This window comes from Agromyces sp. SYSU T00194, assembly GCF_040496035.1.
In the GTDB taxonomy this organism is placed as follows: Bacteria; Actinomycetota; Actinomycetes; order Actinomycetales; family Microbacteriaceae; genus Agromyces; species Agromyces chitinivorans.
This window is the reverse complement of sequence record NZ_JBEPJZ010000001.1, coordinates 973,855-989,039: the sequence shown is the minus strand read 5'-3', so window position 1 is coordinate 989,039 and position 15,185 is coordinate 973,855. Positions and strand designations below refer to the sequence as shown.

At 73.1% G+C, this 15,185-nt stretch carries 11 protein-coding genes; 4 read left to right on the top strand and 7 right to left on the bottom strand.

Going from position 1 to position 15,185, the window contains the following annotated elements:
- Nucleotides 1–127: 127 nt before the first annotated feature.
- Entirely contained in the window at nucleotides 128–757 is a 630-nt protein-coding gene (locus ABZK10_RS04570; protein ID WP_353808006.1) for a winged helix DNA-binding protein, read from the top strand.
- On the opposite strand, the gene ABZK10_RS04565 is transcribed toward ABZK10_RS04570, so the two are convergent.
- The 6 genes from ABZK10_RS04565 to pdxR form a co-directional block, all read right to left on the bottom strand.
- Nucleotides 744–2,639, bottom strand: a complete 1,896-nt coding sequence (locus ABZK10_RS04565; RefSeq protein ID WP_353808005.1) for a vWA domain-containing protein — start codon at nucleotides 2,637–2,639, stop codon at nucleotides 744–746. The genes ABZK10_RS04570 and ABZK10_RS04565 overlap by 14 nt on opposite strands.
- A gap of 155 nt (nucleotides 2,640–2,794) precedes the next feature.
- Nucleotides 2,795–3,349: a hypothetical protein gene (locus tag ABZK10_RS04560; protein WP_353808004.1), complete on the bottom strand. Its 555-nt coding sequence runs from the start codon at nucleotides 3,347–3,349 to the stop codon at nucleotides 2,795–2,797.
- A 137-nt stretch (nucleotides 3,350–3,486) separates the two neighbouring features.
- The gene (locus tag ABZK10_RS04555; protein ID WP_353808003.1) at nucleotides 3,487–4,806 is read right to left on the bottom strand and encodes an MFS transporter; all 1,320 of its coding nucleotides are present in this window, start codon (nucleotides 4,804–4,806) and stop codon (nucleotides 3,487–3,489) included.
- 165 nt (nucleotides 4,807–4,971) lie between these two features.
- Entirely contained in the window at nucleotides 4,972–5,820 is an 849-nt protein-coding gene (locus ABZK10_RS04550; RefSeq protein WP_353808002.1) for a serine protein kinase RIO, read from the bottom strand.
- A 238-nt stretch (nucleotides 5,821–6,058) separates the two neighbouring features.
- Nucleotides 6,059–7,486 carry a DUF2252 domain-containing protein gene (locus ABZK10_RS04545; protein WP_353808001.1) on the bottom strand — a complete coding sequence of 476 codons (1,428 nt, stop codon included), beginning with the start codon at nucleotides 7,484–7,486 and terminating at the stop codon, nucleotides 6,059–6,061.
- Between the two features lie 159 nt (nucleotides 7,487–7,645).
- Nucleotides 7,646–9,142, bottom strand: a complete 1,497-nt coding sequence (gene pdxR, locus ABZK10_RS04540; RefSeq protein WP_353808000.1) for a MocR-like pyridoxine biosynthesis transcription factor PdxR — start codon at nucleotides 9,140–9,142, stop codon at nucleotides 7,646–7,648.
- Nucleotides 9,143–9,217: 75 nt separating this feature from the next.
- On the opposite strand from pdxR, the gene ABZK10_RS04535 reads away from it, so the two are divergent.
- The gene (locus ABZK10_RS04535) at nucleotides 9,218–9,862 is read left to right on the top strand and encodes a pyridoxamine 5'-phosphate oxidase family protein (RefSeq protein WP_353807999.1); all 645 of its coding nucleotides are present in this window, start codon (nucleotides 9,218–9,220) and stop codon (nucleotides 9,860–9,862) included.
- 52 nt (nucleotides 9,863–9,914) lie between these two features.
- On the opposite strand, the gene ABZK10_RS04530 is transcribed toward ABZK10_RS04535, so the two are convergent.
- Nucleotides 9,915–11,420, bottom strand: coding sequence for a M1 family metallopeptidase (locus ABZK10_RS04530; protein WP_353807998.1), 1,506 nt, complete (start codon nucleotides 11,418–11,420; stop codon nucleotides 9,915–9,917).
- Between the two features lie 270 nt (nucleotides 11,421–11,690).
- Here ABZK10_RS04530 and ABZK10_RS04525 point away from each other — a divergent pair, with 270 nt between their 5' ends.
- Nucleotides 11,691–13,049 carry an MFS transporter gene (locus ABZK10_RS04525; protein ID WP_353809601.1) on the top strand — a complete coding sequence of 453 codons (1,359 nt, stop codon included), beginning with the start codon at nucleotides 11,691–11,693 and terminating at the stop codon, nucleotides 13,047–13,049.
- A gap of 253 nt (nucleotides 13,050–13,302) precedes the next feature.
- On the top strand, nucleotides 13,303–15,183 hold the full coding sequence (gene dnaK / locus ABZK10_RS04520; protein ID WP_353807997.1) for a molecular chaperone DnaK: 1,881 nt from the start codon (nucleotides 13,303–13,305) through the stop codon (nucleotides 15,181–15,183).
- Nucleotides 15,184–15,185: the final 2 nt, after the last annotated feature.

Here is a 15,185-nt window from a genome sequence, read left to right as displayed (position 1 = left end):
ATGTCACGTGACATGCAATTCCGAGCCGGCGATCCGCCGGCAGGAACCCACGCCGCGATGCACGAGCTCCGCTCGCCGCGGCCCGGCGCCGTCACCGGGCGCCCCGAGAACGGACAGGAGTCCCATCATGCAGTTCCACGAATCACACGACGCATCCGCAACCGGCGACCTCGAGGGCGCCGCGACGCCCGGACCCGAAGACCGTCGGCCGCTCGGGTACTGGCTCACCGAGCTCGACCACCGGCTGCGCGCCGCGGTCGACGCCGCCCTCGCCGAGGAGGGCGTCGACCACCGCGAGTGGCGAGCGCTGCACGGCATCGCCCGCGGCGGCGACGCGCCCCGCACGCCCGGCGCCCTGCGCGCCCGGGGCTGGGTCATCGACGGCGAGGACGGCGTCCCGGCGCTCACCGATGCCGGACGGCGGGCCCACGACCGACTGCTCGAGCGCGTGACCGGGGTGCGCACCCGCCTCGTCGACGCCGTCGGCGCAGACGCGTTCGGCAGCACCGTCGCGACCCTCGAGGCGCTCGCGCGCGAACTCGGCTGGGAGCCGGGCGAGCAGGCGCCGAGGAGCCGCGGACCGCGCGGCGGTCGGGCGCACCACGGGCGGGGCGGCCCGCGCCGGGGTCGCGGCGACGAGGAGCGCGGTGCGGTCGGCGGTCGCGCTCACGACCGGGTGCCGCCCCAACACGCTGGCCACCACGGTCACGGCGGCCACCACGGCGAGGGTCGCGCCCCCGGCCTCAGAAGCTGGTGACCAGGTCGCCGAGCACGTCCTCCACCTCGAGCGGGTCCGTCGCGTCGTAGTAGTGCGCTCCGGTCGCGCCCGAGATCGCCTGCAGCGTCTCGACGTCGGCGTCCGCACCGTATGCGAGCGTGAACACCAGCAGCGTGTGCGACACCTCCTCGAGCGTCGCCAGCATCTGGTCGCGGCTCGTCGACGGGACGTCCATGTCGTCCTGGCCATCGCTGAGCAGCACCACCGCGTTGATCCGGTCGGCGCTGTACTGCTCCGCCTGCTGGCGCGCGAACGTGTCGACGGCCGCGTACAGCGGGGTGTCGTCGATGGTCGAGAGTGCGTCCAGTGCGGCGAGGAACTGCTCCTCGGAGTCGCCGATGTCGGCCACCGGGCTCACCGTGCCCGGGATGATCTCGGTGCTGTCGCGTGCCGAGAACGCCGCGAGGCCGAGGTTGTCCCCCGCCGCGAAGTGGTCGAGCGCCTTCGTGATCGCGTCCTTCGCGCCCTGCAGCTTCGTCAGCCCGGGCGCGATCTCCCGGCCCATCGAGCCCGAGACGTCGAGCAGGAAGAGGATGTTCGCCCGCTTGCGCACGTCGGGGAAGGCCGCGTGCACGGCGACCACGACGTCCTGGTCGGGGAAGGGCAGCACGCCGACGGGGGCGGGCTCGAGGTTGCCCACCTCGGCGACCTCGTCGCTCAGCACGCCGTTGAGGTCGCGGTACCCGAAGTCCCGCACGATCTGCTGGCCCTGCTCCGTGCCGGCGTAGCGGAGGAAGTCGTCGGCGGCCGCGACCTGGGCGTCGGAGACCCAACCCGCGGTGAGCACGACGGCCGGGTTGTCCGCGACGTAGAAGCCGTCGGTCGGGTAGATGGCCACGAGCTTCTCGGCGGGCGGCTCGTCCTCGACGCGCGTCACGCCGTCGCGGCTGACGATGCCGCGGTTGTAGTCCCAGACCGACTTCTCGTCGACGATCACGGCGGACAGGAACTCCGCCGCGGATCCGCCCTCGGTCTCGGCCTTGCGGGCGTGCCACAGGAAGTGCTCGGGGGTCGCCATGTAGTGGCTCGTGGCGAGCTCGTGCTGGCGCACCGTGTCGGTGATCCCGGAGTCCTCGACCTCCGCGGCCGTCAGGTCGGACACCGACCCGGCGGCACTGCCGTACGACACGAGCATCGCGGCCTCGCCCGAGCTGGCGATGACGGGACTCGTCTTGCCCAGCTGGAACCCGCCCCACTCCGGGTGCCCGAGGTCGCTCCAGAGCTCCACGTCCTCGGAGGCCGTGAACACCTCGTCCCAGGTCGGGGCGTCCTCGTCCCAGCCGATCGCCGCGGCGAGCGGCTCCGGCATGGCGAGCACGATGTCGGATGCGCCGATGGTCGTGCCCGACGCGGGGATGATGTCCTCCGCGCCGGCGTCGCGCGCGACCGACAGCCACGAGGCCGCATCCGGGATCCACATCGTCGGCCGGGCGTCCTCTGCGAGGTCGGGGAAGCCCTCTGCGGCATCCTCCGCCGAGATGCCCGACTTGTCCTTGGTCGCCACGATCTCGACGCACGCACCGCCGACGTCGCGCGGCTGCGCGTTGTAGCCGTCGGCCAGCTGCTGCACCATCTCGGCGTTCTCGAACGACGAGAGCACGTTCACGGTGGTGCAGGGGCCGGCGCCGTCGGCCGCGGCCGGCTCGTCCTGCGGGAAGGTGATCGGGTCGGCGCGCACCTGCTCCTGGCCGCTGCCGCCCGCTCCGCCCGTCAGCACGAGCGCGGTGACCACGCCGCCGCCGACCAGCAGGAGCACGGCGACGGCCGCCACGACGATCCACGTCGTGCGCCGTCGCCGTCGGCGCGCCTGCTCGCGCAGCTCGCGCCGCGAGCCGCGGCGGGTGGGGATCTGCCCGCTCACGACCGCGCCTCCGGCAGCCATCGGGCGGCGGTCGGGGCGCAGGGGGCGTCGACTGCGGGCATCGGGTCGTCCTCACGTCGGTGGTGGGGGCTGGAAGCGAGCATATATCGAGGAGTTCGGCTGCCCAAAAGGTGCGTGGGTGCGCGCGAGCGGCGTCAGCCCGCGGAATTCCACATCCCGATGGCCACTGCGGTCCACCAGGCGAGCTGCGAGAAGATGCCGCTGCTGATGAACCACACCTGGAGCCGCCCGGGGAGCGAGCGGAACCGCGCCTTCGCGGGCAGCCGACCGAGTTCCCACGTCCAGCGGGTCAGCGCGACGCCGTTCAGCGAGAGCACGAGCACGCAGCAGAGCTTCAGGACCGTCAGCGGCGACTCGAGGTTCGGCTCGAGCACCGCTCCGGTCGCGAGCAGTCCGATCAGTCCCGCCCAGATCGGGAGGATCAGCGTCTTGTCGGCCTGCACGACCTCGCGCACGGTGCTCCACCCCGTCGCCCACAGGAGGCCGTGCCACTCGACCATCACCACGGCGCCGAGGCCGACGATCAGCGAGGCGAGGTGGATGAACAGCGCGGGCAGGCGGATCCACTCCGGCGGCTCGAGCAGCACGCCCATGCCGACGGAGAACGACCAGGCCGCGATGACGCCGAGGTAGGCGACCGTGCGCATGCGGCGGAGGTGGAGTCGCCGTGCATGGAGTGTCGTCGTCACGAGTTGACCGTCGGCCTCTCGGTCGGTGCGGCGGGGCCGCGAGGTGCGTGGAACATCACAGTACCGAAGCCGTGGGCCCTGTTCGCTCCACCTGTGATGACGCCCGCCGCCTCCTCGGGGGCCCGGGGCCGTTCCGTTCAGTCGAGCGAGCGGGCCTCCGCGCGCACCGGGATCAGCAGCGCCAGCCCGACGGCGAGCACCAGCACGATGCCGAGGATGCCGAAGTACGGTTCGCCGCCGATCGTGACGAAGAGCGCGAACATGGTCGGGGCGAGGAAGCTCACGGCGCGGCCGGTCGTGGCGTACAGTCCGAACACCTCGCCCGCGCGGCCGGCGGGGATGATGCGGGCGAGGAAGCTCCGGCTGGCCGACTGGGCGGGACCGACGAACAGCGTGAGCGCGAGTCCCGCGGTCCAGAAGACCAGTTGCCCGCCGTCGTGCAGGAAGAACACGATGAGGCCCGAGACGACGAGTCCGGCGAGGGCCGTGATGATGACCGGCTTCGCCCCGAGGCGGTCGTCGAGCGCGCCGACCGCGATGGTCGAGGCGCCCGCGGTGACGTTCGCGGCGATCGCGAAGACGATGACCTCGCCCGCGGAGAAGCCGAAGACGGATGCGGCGAGCACGCCGCCGAACGTGAAGACGCCGGCCAGGCCGTCGCGGAACACCGCGCTGGCGAGCAGGAACCACACCACGTTGCGCCGCTCGCGCCAGAGGCGGGCGATGTCGCGGCCGAGGCGCACGTAGGAGGCGAGGAGGCCGATCCGCTCGCGCCCCGCACCGGCCGGCGGCCGGTACTCGGGCACCGTGAGCAGCACCGGCAGCGCGAACAGGGCGAACCAGATCGCCGAGACGAGCACCGTGACGCGCACGTCGAGCCCGTGCTCGCCGGTCACGCCGAACAGCCCGACCTCGGGCGCGATGAAGCCGAAGTACACGATGAGCAGCAGCACGATGCCGCCCACGTAGCCCATGCCCCAGCCGAATCCGCTGACGCGCCCGATCGTCCGGGGCGTCGACACCTGCGCGAGCATGGCGTTGTAGTTGACGCCCGCGAACTCGAAGAAGACGTTGCCGGCCGCGAGCAGCACCAGCCCGAGCAGCAGGTACTCGGGGGCGGGCTGCACGAGGAACATCGCCGCGGTGAGCGCGACGACGATGTAGGTGTTCACCGCGAGCCAGAGCTTGCGGCGCCCGCTGGTGTCCGAGCGCTGGCCCGTGACGGGCGCGAGCACGGCGATGAGCAGGCCCGCCGCCGCGAGCGCCCAGCCGAGCTGCGCCTCCACCGTGCCGGGCTCGCCGAACCCGGCGCTGGTGATGTAGACGGTGAAGACGAACGTCGTGACGACGGCGTTGAACGCCGCGGATCCCCAGTCCCAGAGTGCCCAGGCGGTCACGGGCCAGAGCCCGACGCGAGTGGTCGCGGGCCCGGTGGTGGTCTCGGTCGGGTGCGTCATGTGCGTAAGCCTCGTTCCGTCGGGTGAACAGCGCGTGGCCGTGGGCTGACGGACGGGGCATCCGCGCAGTCGGCATCGACCGTGTCGACTGCACTGTAGCGCCTGCCCGGCCCGCCCGGCCCGCGACATCCACGCGCCGGGCGGCCGCCGTCGCGCCCGCACCCGTCAGGGCAGCGCGACGGCGAGCGCGTCCGCGAAGAGCAACTCGGGGTCCGCCGCCTCGACGCCACGGCGCACGAACCAGCCGCAGGCGTTCACGCAGTCGCGGTGCAGCAGGTCGATGCCGTTCGGGTTGCCGACGAGGTCGACGATCTGCGGCAGGTCGATCGCGACGACGCGCCCGTCGTGCACGAGCAGGTTGTAGGGCGAGAGGTCGCCGTGCGCGTAGCCCGTGCGCGCGAAGCCGAGCACCAGCGCGCGCACCTGCTCGAACCAGTCGTCGAGCTCCGCCGGCTCGCCGCGTGCCTGGGCGAGCCGGGGTGCGGCGGCGCCGTCGGTGCCGACGAACTCCATGAGCAGCTCGGTGCCCGCGACCTGCACGGGGTACGGCACGGGCAGGCCGGCCGACCAGAGCTCGGACAGCGCGGCGAACTCCGCGCCCGCCCAGCGGCCTGCGGCCAGGGCGCGCCCGTAGGTCGACCCGCGGGCGAGTGCGCGGGTGTCTCGCGTCTTCTTCTCACGGCGGCCGGCCGTGTAGACCTCCGAGCGGCGGAAGTCGGAGCGGTCGGCGGCCTTGTACCGCTTGGCGGCGAGCACGGAGCGCTGCCGCGCGTCGCCGGGCACGGCGCGCTCGACCAGGAACACGTCGGCCTCCTTGCCCGACTTCACGATGCCGAGCTCGGTGTCGACGGCCGAGGCCGAGGTCACGATCCAGTCGGGCCGCGGCTCGGGGCCGCGTTCGGACGGGGTGGTCGCCGGCCACGTGGACCAGCGTTGCCCGGCGCCCGGTTCGACGGTGTCGAACCGGAGCACGGGCCAGGGTGCGCCGGAGGGCGCGAGGTCATCTGCTGACAATGGGGTCTCCAGGACGTGGAGGCCGCCGGTGTCTAGCGGGAGGCCTCCGAGGGAAGGGGGTCGGCGAGGCGCGCGACGTCGACGGTCTGCATGAGTCCTCTCCTTCCGTTCCGGTGGCGGATGCCCGAAGCGGGCGTCCGCGCCAGATCCTACGCCCGGCGCGGCGGCGTGTACAGGGCCCGCTCGCGGGGTGCGGGTGCGCGATCGACCCGGGCGCGGTCGCGCCGCGGTATCCGCCTCACCCCTCGGCGGCCTCGACGCGTCCGCTCGCGATCGCGTCGAGCAGCGCGCGGTGGTCCTCGTCGGTGCGGTCGGCGTAGGCGCCGGAGAACGCGACGAGCGCCCGGGCGAGCGCCTCCCCCCGGCCGACGTACCCGGCGATCGTCGCCGCGTCGCCCCCGCGTGCGTGCGCCCGGGCGAGCAGCACGCCGCAGTACTGGGCGTAGACGCGCATGGTGTCCGGCTCCATGACGGACGGGTCCGCCGAGCCCTTCCAGTCGCGGAACTGGCGCACGTAGAAGGCGCGCGGCACGTCGTCGAAGCCCTCCGCGGTCAGCCATCCGAGCAGCAGGTCGCTCAGCGCCTGCATGATGCGCTGGCCGCGCACGACGCGCTCGCCCTCGTGCGCGAACGCGTGCGGGCCGGCCGTCGACTCCAGCACCGAACGCTGCGCCTCCTTCGCCTGCAGCATCAGGAGGTCGCGGCGGCCGTTGCCGCGCAGCAGCACGACCCACGCCCGGGTGCCGACGCTGCCGACGCCCACGACCTTCATGGCCGCATCGACGAACGCGTACCCGTCGATCACCTGCCGCCGGTCCGCCGGGAGCGAGTCGCGGTACCGCTCCAGGAGCGCCTCCACCCGCTCGCGGGCCTCCTGCTCGGTGGTGGCGGCGTGGTCGGCGACCTCGCGCAGCGGGACGAGCAGGGGCGGCTGCGACCGGAAGCGCGTCTCGCCGTCGACCTCCTCGGTGAGCTTGCGCGCCGCCTGGCGGCTGTCGCGCCGGTGGGCCTTCGCGATCGCCGCCGCGACCCGATCGGTCCTGCCGGCGTCGAGGGTGCGCCCGGCGGTGTCCAGCAGCGTCGACGCGCTCACGGTGGCGGTCGCCAGGTGCAGCCGGGGCGCCCCCGCGAGGCCGTCCATCGCGTCGGCGTAGGCGCGCACGACCTCGCCCACGATCTCTCCGCGCACCGCGTCGTCGAACTCGCGCGCGCGTGCCGCGAGCTCGAAGCTCGCCGCCATGCGCTTCAGGTCCCACTCGAACGGGCCGGGCGCGGTCTCGTCGAAGTCGTTCACGTCGACCACCAGCGCGCGCTCGGGGGAGGCGTAGAGCCCGACGTTCGACAGGTGGGCGTCACCGCAGAGCCAGGTGACGATGCCCGAGTCCGGCTCGCGCCGGAGGTCGTGCGCCATCATCGCCGCAGCCCCGCGGTAGAACGCGAACGGCGAGGCCGCCATGCGCCCGTGTCGGATCGCGATGAGCGAGGCGACGCGCGAGGCCGCCTGGCGCTCGAGGATCGCGACCGGGTCGCGGTCGGATGCCGCGAGCCGCGCGTGCTCCGTGATCGGCACGTCGGCACGCACCGAACGCCCGGCGGCGCGCCGTGCGCCGCGCCCGTACTGCGCCGCCGCGGCGGCCGCCGCCGACGGTGTCGTGGGAATGGTCATCGTGGCCCCCTCGGACCCGGGCCGGCGCCCCGCGCCGACCTCCCGCCGCGTCGCCCCGCCCGCGGCATCCCTGTGGGATGCTCGCATCCTACGCCCGCCGGTCGCAGCAGGGGAGGCCCGGTCTCCCGCCGGAGCGGCGCCCCCGCCGGCCGCTGCGCGCTACGCGGCGCCGAGGTGCTCGCGGATGCGGCCCAGCGCCGTCGCGAGCGCGGTGTCGGTCACGCCGGCGTAGCCGACGACGATGCCGTGCCGTCGCGCCGGGCGGCTCGCCGCGTAGTCGGCGAGCGGTGCGACGACCACGCCGTCGCGGGCGAGGCGCGCGACGAGATCGCGGGCGGATGCCGCGGAGTCCACCTCGAGCACCGCGTGGAGTCCCCCGTCCAGGCCGTGCAGCCGCGCACCGGGGAGGTCGCCGAGCGCCGCGAGCACGAGGCGTCGTCGGTGCCCGTACTCGCGGCGCGTGGCGGCGATGTGGCGGCGCAGCGCGCCGGTTGCGAGCAGGTGGGCGAGCGCGAGCTGCACCGGGCCGGCCACCGGGCCCTCGGTCACGCCCCGCACCTCGTCGACGGCGGTGCGCAGTGCGGCGCCGGCCCGGGAGCTCGATGCGGCGCTCGGCAGCACCAGGTACCCGACGCGCAGCCACGGCGTGAGCACCTTGGACAGGCTGCCGACGAGCACGGTCCGGCCGTCGGCGTCGAGCGACGTGAGGGCCGGCAGCGGGGCGCCGGTGTGGCGGTACTCGGAGTCGTAGTCGTCCTCGATCACCACGGCGTCGCGTTCGCGCGCCAGGTCGAGCAGCGCGAGCCGGTCGCCCACGGGCAGCCGCCCGCCGAGCGGGTACTGGTGGCTCGGCGTGACCATGACCGCGTCGACCGCGCCGAGCCCATCGAGTGCGACCAGGTCGATGCCGTCCGGGCCGGTCGCGACGGGCACGGTGTCCGCTCCGTGGGCGCGCAGCACGGCCGCCCCGTCGGGGTAGCCGGGGTCCTCGACGGCGATGCGCGGCGTGCCGGGGCCGCCCGCTCGTCGCAGCGCGGTCGCGAGCAGCGCGAGGGCCTCGGAGGTGCCCGCGGTGACGACGACGTCCGGGGCCGCGCACGCGACGCCCCGTGCGTGGCGCAGGTGGTCGGCCAGCTGGGCGCGCAGTGCGGGCTCGCCGAACGGCGGCGACGGGTCGGCGGGGATCCCGGCCGCGGCGGCCGCGCGCCAGGCGGCGCGCCAGGCACGCGCGTCGACGCGCGCCGTCGACGGGCGCCCGGGCCGGAGGTCGATCGCACCGGGTTCGATGGCACCGGGTTCGATGGCACCGGGTTCGACCGTGCCTGCCGGGAGTGCGCCGGGCTCGGTCGCCCATGCGACGCCGTCGTGGTGCGGCCGGCGCGCGGTCGCGTCCGCCGCGGCGTGCGCGTCGAGGGCGGCCACCCGCGTCGGTGCGCCCTGCCGGGTCTCGAGGTAGCCCTCGCCCGCCAGCTGCTCGTACGCGGCGACGACCGAGCTGCGCGAGACGCCGAGCTCGGTCGCGAGCCGCCTCGTCGACGGCAGCGGGTCGCCGGCGTGCAGCGCGCCGCCCAGGATGCCCGCGCGCAGGCCCGCGACGAGCTGCACGCCGATGGGGCGGGCGTCGTCCGGCACGAGGGTGAGGAGCGGTCCGTCCATGGCACCCCACTGGTCTGATCGAATCGTCATCGACTGGACTGCCGACGCGACCAGTATGCCCCGCACGATGGTCGCATGCCCGCCACCGCCCCGCCCCGCCGCATCCGCCGCCTGGGCGACCGCCAGGTCGTCGACCGCCCCGCCCTGCACCGCCTGCTCGACGAGCAGCTGGTCGGCCACCTGTCGGCGGTCGTCGACGGCGCCCCGGTGGTGATCCCGATGGCCTACGCCCGCGACGGCGAGGCGCTGCTCGTGCACGGCTCCACCGGCGGCGGGTTCGCGCTGCGCGCCGCGGCATCCGGGTCTCCGGTGGCGTTCGCGGTCACGGCCCTCGACGGCATGGTCGTCGCGCGCACGCTGTTCGACCACTCGATGAACTACCGCAGCGCGGTGGTCTACGGATGCCTCGAGCCGGTCGACGACGACGAGGCCGCGCTCCTCGCGCTGTCGGAGCGGCTGCTGCCGGGTCGCACCGCCGAGGTGCGCGGCAACACCCGAAAGGAGCGCGCCGCGACCCGCGTGCTGCGGCTCGCGCTCGACGACGTGGTCATGAAGGTGCGAGCGGGCGGGCCGGGCGACGAGCCGGAGCAACCGGACGAGCCGCCGCAGTGGACCGGCGTCGTGCCGCTGGCCGCACGGTGGGGCGAGCCGGTCGCCGCCGAGGGCACGCCGCCGGGCGTGCCGGTGCCCGCATCGGTGCGGGCGCTCGCCGGGGGCTGAGCGCCCGCACCCGGCCGGACTCGGCGCGTGCGGGGGGTCGTGGGCCCTCGGGTCAGAGGACGGGCTTCTCCGGGGTGTACAGCCAGGTCTCGAAGAGGTCGTCGAGGTCGAGGCCGGAGACCTCCTCGTACACCGCCTGGAAGTCGTCGGTCGTGGCCGACCCGTCGTCGTAGCGCTCCAGCCAGAGCCGGGTCGCGGCGAAGAAGTCGTCGTCGCCGACCTCGAGGCGGAGCGCATGCAGGGTCGCGGCGCCGCGGAAGTACACGGCACCCGCGAAGAGCCCGGTCGGCCCCGGGTCTCCGATCACGTCGCTCCAGGCGGGGTTCCCGGGAGCGAGCGCCAGCACGTTCTCGAACTCGTCCTGCGCGGTCGGGCCGCCCTGCTCCTCGTCCCACAGCCAGGTGGCGTAGGTCGCCCACCCCTCGTTCAGCCAGATGTACTGCCACGCCTCGGGGCTCACGGCGTTGCCGAACCACTGGTGGGCGAGCTCGTGCGCGACGGTGCTCTCGCGTGCGACGCTCGAGTACACGGGCCGCGTCTGGGTCTCGAGCGCGTAGCCGACGGAGTCGTCCTCGACGATCGAGCCGTAGGCGACGAAGGGGTAGTCGCCGAACAGCGACTCGAAGAACGCGATCATGGCGGGCTGCAGTGCGAGGCTCGCATTCGTCGTCGCGAGGTTGGACGACGTCAGCCCGTCGTCGACCGCGTCGATGATCGGCAGGCCGCTCGCGGTCTCGCTCTCGCGCAGTTCGTAGTCGCCGACCGAGGCGGTCGTCAGGTAGCTGGCCTGCGCGTCGGGGGCGTCCCAGAACCACGTCGTCCAGCCGTCGGCGGTCTCCGCCGGCTTGGGCTGGATGCCGTTCGCGACGGCGACCTTGCCCTCGGGGACGGTGATCTCGAACGCGTAGGTCGCCTTGTCGGTCGGGAGGTCGCTCACGGGATACCAGGTCATCGCGCCCTCGGGCTCGTTGACGACCATCGCGCCGTCGCGAGTGGTGACCCAGCCGTACAGGGCGCCCTCGATGTCCTGCGGACGGGTCGTGGTGCCGCCGTACTCGACGACGACCTCGACCTCCTGCCCGGCCTTGAGCTTCGGGCGCGGCTGGATCGTCAGCTCCCAGGCACGCGCGGCGCCGTCCTGCACCTGCCAGAACGCGGCTCCGTCGACCGTCTGCCCGGCTGCCGGCGGGGCGATCGAGGCCGCCGGCCTGCCGTCGACGGTGACGGCCGTGACGTCGAGTCCGCGCAGGTCGAGGTTGAAGCGGTCGAGGTCCTGCGTCGCGACCAGGTCGATCGTCGCGACGGCGTCCAGGTCGCCCTCGACCGGTGCCGGGCTCGCCGCGGGCGGCGTGTACGTGAGGTCCAGGTCGTAGTGCTGCACGTCGTAGCCGCCGTTGCCCGCGTACGGGAAGTACGGATCGCCGCCGCCCTCGTCGCCGGCGGTGTACTTCGGCTGCCCCGGCGTGCCGGGTGCCGCCACCGCGCCCGCCGCGCCGAACCCCGCCAGTGCCAGCGATGCGACGGCGATGCCGCCCACCAGCCTCGTGCTCGACCCCATCGTGCGCTCCCCTCGCTGTGCTGCCCCCGCGCATCGCGCGTTCCCGAACTCTACGGTTCCCGCTCGGCGAGCGGAAGTCCCGGTCGCGTACGTGCGGTGCAGGGCAGGGCGGGGCGGCGCGGGGTGTGCGGTGTCGGGGGCGGGGGTTAGCATGCCCGGGTGCAGGGGGATCGAGCAGGCTCGGATGCGACCGGGCCGACGGGCGACGCGACGACCGACGCGGGCGTGCAGGGCGCGCCCGCGGAGCATCCGGAACCGCCGCCCGGCGGCATGCGCGTGTTCGTGCAGGTGCTCGCGAACACGCTCGTCGCCAACGTCACGACGAGCTTCCTCTGGTTCGCGCTGACGTTCTGGGTCTACCTCGAGACGCGGTCGGTGCTCGCGACCGGCATCATCGGCGGCGTCTACATGCTGCTCGTCGCCGTGTTCTCGATGGTGTTCGGCACGATCGTCGACCGGCACCGCAAGCACGCGGTCATGGTCTTCTCGAGCATCGTGACGCTCGTCGCGTTCTGCGTCGCGGGCGTGTGCTACCTGCTGCAGCCCGAGGCGGCGCTCGTCGACCTCGGCGGGCCGTGGTTCTGGCTGTTCGCGGGCATCATCCTCTTCGGCTCGGTGATCGAGAACATGCGCAACATCGCCCTCTCGACCACGGTGACGCTGCTCGTGCCGGTCGAGCGGCACGCCAACGCGAACGGCATGGTCGGCACGGTGCAGGGCATCGCGTTCATGGTCACGAGCGTGTTCTCGGGGCTCTCGGTCGGCCTGCTCGGCATGGGGTGGACCCTGCTGGTCGCGATCGTCGCGACGGGCGCCGCCCTCGTGCACCTGCTGTTCCTGAAGATCCCCGAGGAGCAGCCCGTCGCCGAGGACGGCCGCGCACCGGCGATCGACGTCCGCGGCAGCATCGCCGCGATCCGCGGCGTGCCGGGCCTGTTCGCCCTCATCGTCTTCACGACGTTCAACAACCTCATCGGCGGCGCGTACATCGCCCTCATGGACCCGTACGGCCTGACCCTGTTCCCGGTCGAGGTCTGGGGCGTGGTGCTGGGCGTGACCTCCACCGGCTTCATCATCGGCGGGGCGGCGGTCGCGAAGTTCGGGCTGGGGCGCAACCCCATCCGCACCATGCTCCTGGTCGTGGTCGGCATGGGGGTGCTCGGCGCGGCCTTCACGCTGCGCGAGTGGTGGTGGCTCTACGCGGCCGGCATCTGGGTGTACATGGCGATCGTCCCGGTGGTCGAGGCGGCGGAGCAGACCGTCATCCAGAAGGTCGTCACCTTCCGGCGGCAGGGTCGCGTGTTCGGGTTCGCGCAGGCGCTCGAGTCGGCTGCGGCGCCGGTGACCGCATTCCTGGTCGCGCCGATCGCCGAGTTCTGGGTGATCCCCTACATGGAGGGGTCGGCCGGGCGGGCGACGTGGGGCTGGCTCCTCGGCGAGGGCGACGCGCGCGGCATCGCGCTCGTGTTCCTCTTCGCCGGGCTCGTCCTCGTCGCCGTCGCGCTGGTCGCGTTCACCACGCGCTCGTACCGACTGCTGTCGGCGCAGTTCGACGACGCGACCGGGTCGGTGCCGGCGGCGGAGCCCGTCGTGGAGGAGCCGGCGCCCGGGGCCCGCCCCGGCGCCTGAGCGACCGCGCGCGCCCGTCCACACGCCGTGGGCTGCGAATCCTGAGTGCGCGCCGTGAGTTGAGTCGATTCGACTCAACTTTGGCCCGCGAGATTTGACACCCGATTCGGGCGGTGTGAAACTTGATTCGTCGAGGCTCAAGTCTTCCTCGACGCCACGACTTCGACCCGGGCCCACGCCCGGATCACGTCCGGACGCGTCGCGTCGCGGGGCATCCGCGCCGTCGCATCGGACACGTAAGGAGATGCAACACATGTCACGTGCAGTCGGAATCGACCTCGGAACGACCAACTCCGTGGTCAGCGTCCTCGAGGGTGGCGAGCCCACCGTCATCGCGAACGCCGAGGGCCTGCGCACCACCCCGTCGGTGGTCGCGTTCACCAAGGACGGGGAGGTGCTCGTCGGCGAGACCGCGAAGCGCCAGGCCGTCACCAACGTCGATCGCACCATCTCGTCGGTCAAGCGCCACATGGGCACCGACTGGACCACCGAGATCGACGGCAAGAAGTACACGCCGCAGGAGATCTCGGCACGCATCCTGCAGAAGCTCAAGCGCGACGCCGAGCAGTACCTGGGCGACACCGTCACCGACGCGGTCATCACCGTCCCGGCGTACTTCAACGACGCCGAGCGCCAGGCGACCAAGGAGGCCGGCGAGATCGCGGGCCTGAACGTGCTGCGCATCATCAACGAGCCGACCGCGGCCGCGCTCGCCTACGGCCTCGACAAGGGCAAGGAGGACGAGCTCATCCTGGTCTTCGACCTCGGCGGCGGCACGTTCGACGTGTCCCTCCTCGAGGTGGGCAAGGACGACGACTTCTCGACCATCCAGGTGCGCTCGACCGCCGGTGACAACCGCCTCGGCGGCGACGACTGGGACCAGCGCGTCGTCGAGCACCTGATCAAGCAGTTCAAGTCGTCGACCGGCGTCGACGTCTCGAAGGACAAGATCGCGCTGCAGCGCCTCAAGGAGGCCGCGGAGCAGGCGAAGAAGGAACTCTCGTCGAGCATGTCGACGAGCATCCAGCTCCCCTACCTCTCGCTCACCGAGAACGGCCCGGCCAACCTCGACGAGACGCTCACCCGCGCCCAGTTCGAGAACATGACCTCCGACCTGCTCGACCGCACCAAGAAGCCGTTCGACGACGTCATCAAGGAGGCCGGCATCAAGGTCTCCGACATCGCGCACGTCGTGCTGGTCGGCGGCTCGACCCGCATGCCCGCCGTCTCGGAGCTCGTGAAGCAGGAGACCGGCGGCAAGGAGCCCAACAAGGGCGTGAACCCCGACGAGGTCGTCGCCGTGGGCGCCGCGCTCCAGGCGGGCGTCCTCAAGGGCGAGCGCAAGGACGTGCTGTTGATCGACGTCACCCCCCTGAGCCTCGGCATCGAGACCAAGGGCGGCATCATGACCAAGCTCATCGAGCGCAACACGGCCATCCCGACCAAGCGGAGCGAGACGTTCACGACCGCCGACGACAACCAGCCGTCGGTCGCGATCCAGGTGTTCCAGGGCGAGCGCGAGTTCACCCGCGACAACAAGCCGCTCGGCACGTTCGAGCTCACCGGTATCGCCCCGGCGCCGCGCGGCATCCCGCAGGTCGAGGTCACCTTCGACATCGACGCCAACGGCATCGTGCACGTGTCCGCCAAGGACAAGGGCACCGGCAAGGAGCAGTCGATGACGATCACCGGCGGCTCGAGCCTCCCCAAGGAGGACATCGACCGCATGGTGCGCGAGGCCGAGGAGCACGCGGCCGAGGACAAGCAGCGCCGCGAGTCGGCCGAGACCCGCAACTCGGCCGAGCAGCTCGCCTACTCGACCGACAAGCTCATCACGGACAACGAGGACAAGCTGCCCTCCGACGTCAAGGACGAGGTGCAGGGCGACGTCGACGCGCTGAAGACCGCGCTGGCGGGCGACGACGACGAGGCCGTGAAGACCGCGTTCGACAAGCTGTCGCAGTCGCAGCAGAAGCTCGGCGAGGCGATCTACGCTGGAGCCCAGGCGGACGCCGCGGCCGGCGCCGCCGGCGAGCCCGGTGAGGACGCCAACGCGAGCGGTGCCCAGGCCGACGAGTCCGACGAGGACGTCGTCGACGCCGAGGTCATCGACGACGAGGACGAGAAGAAGTAGGA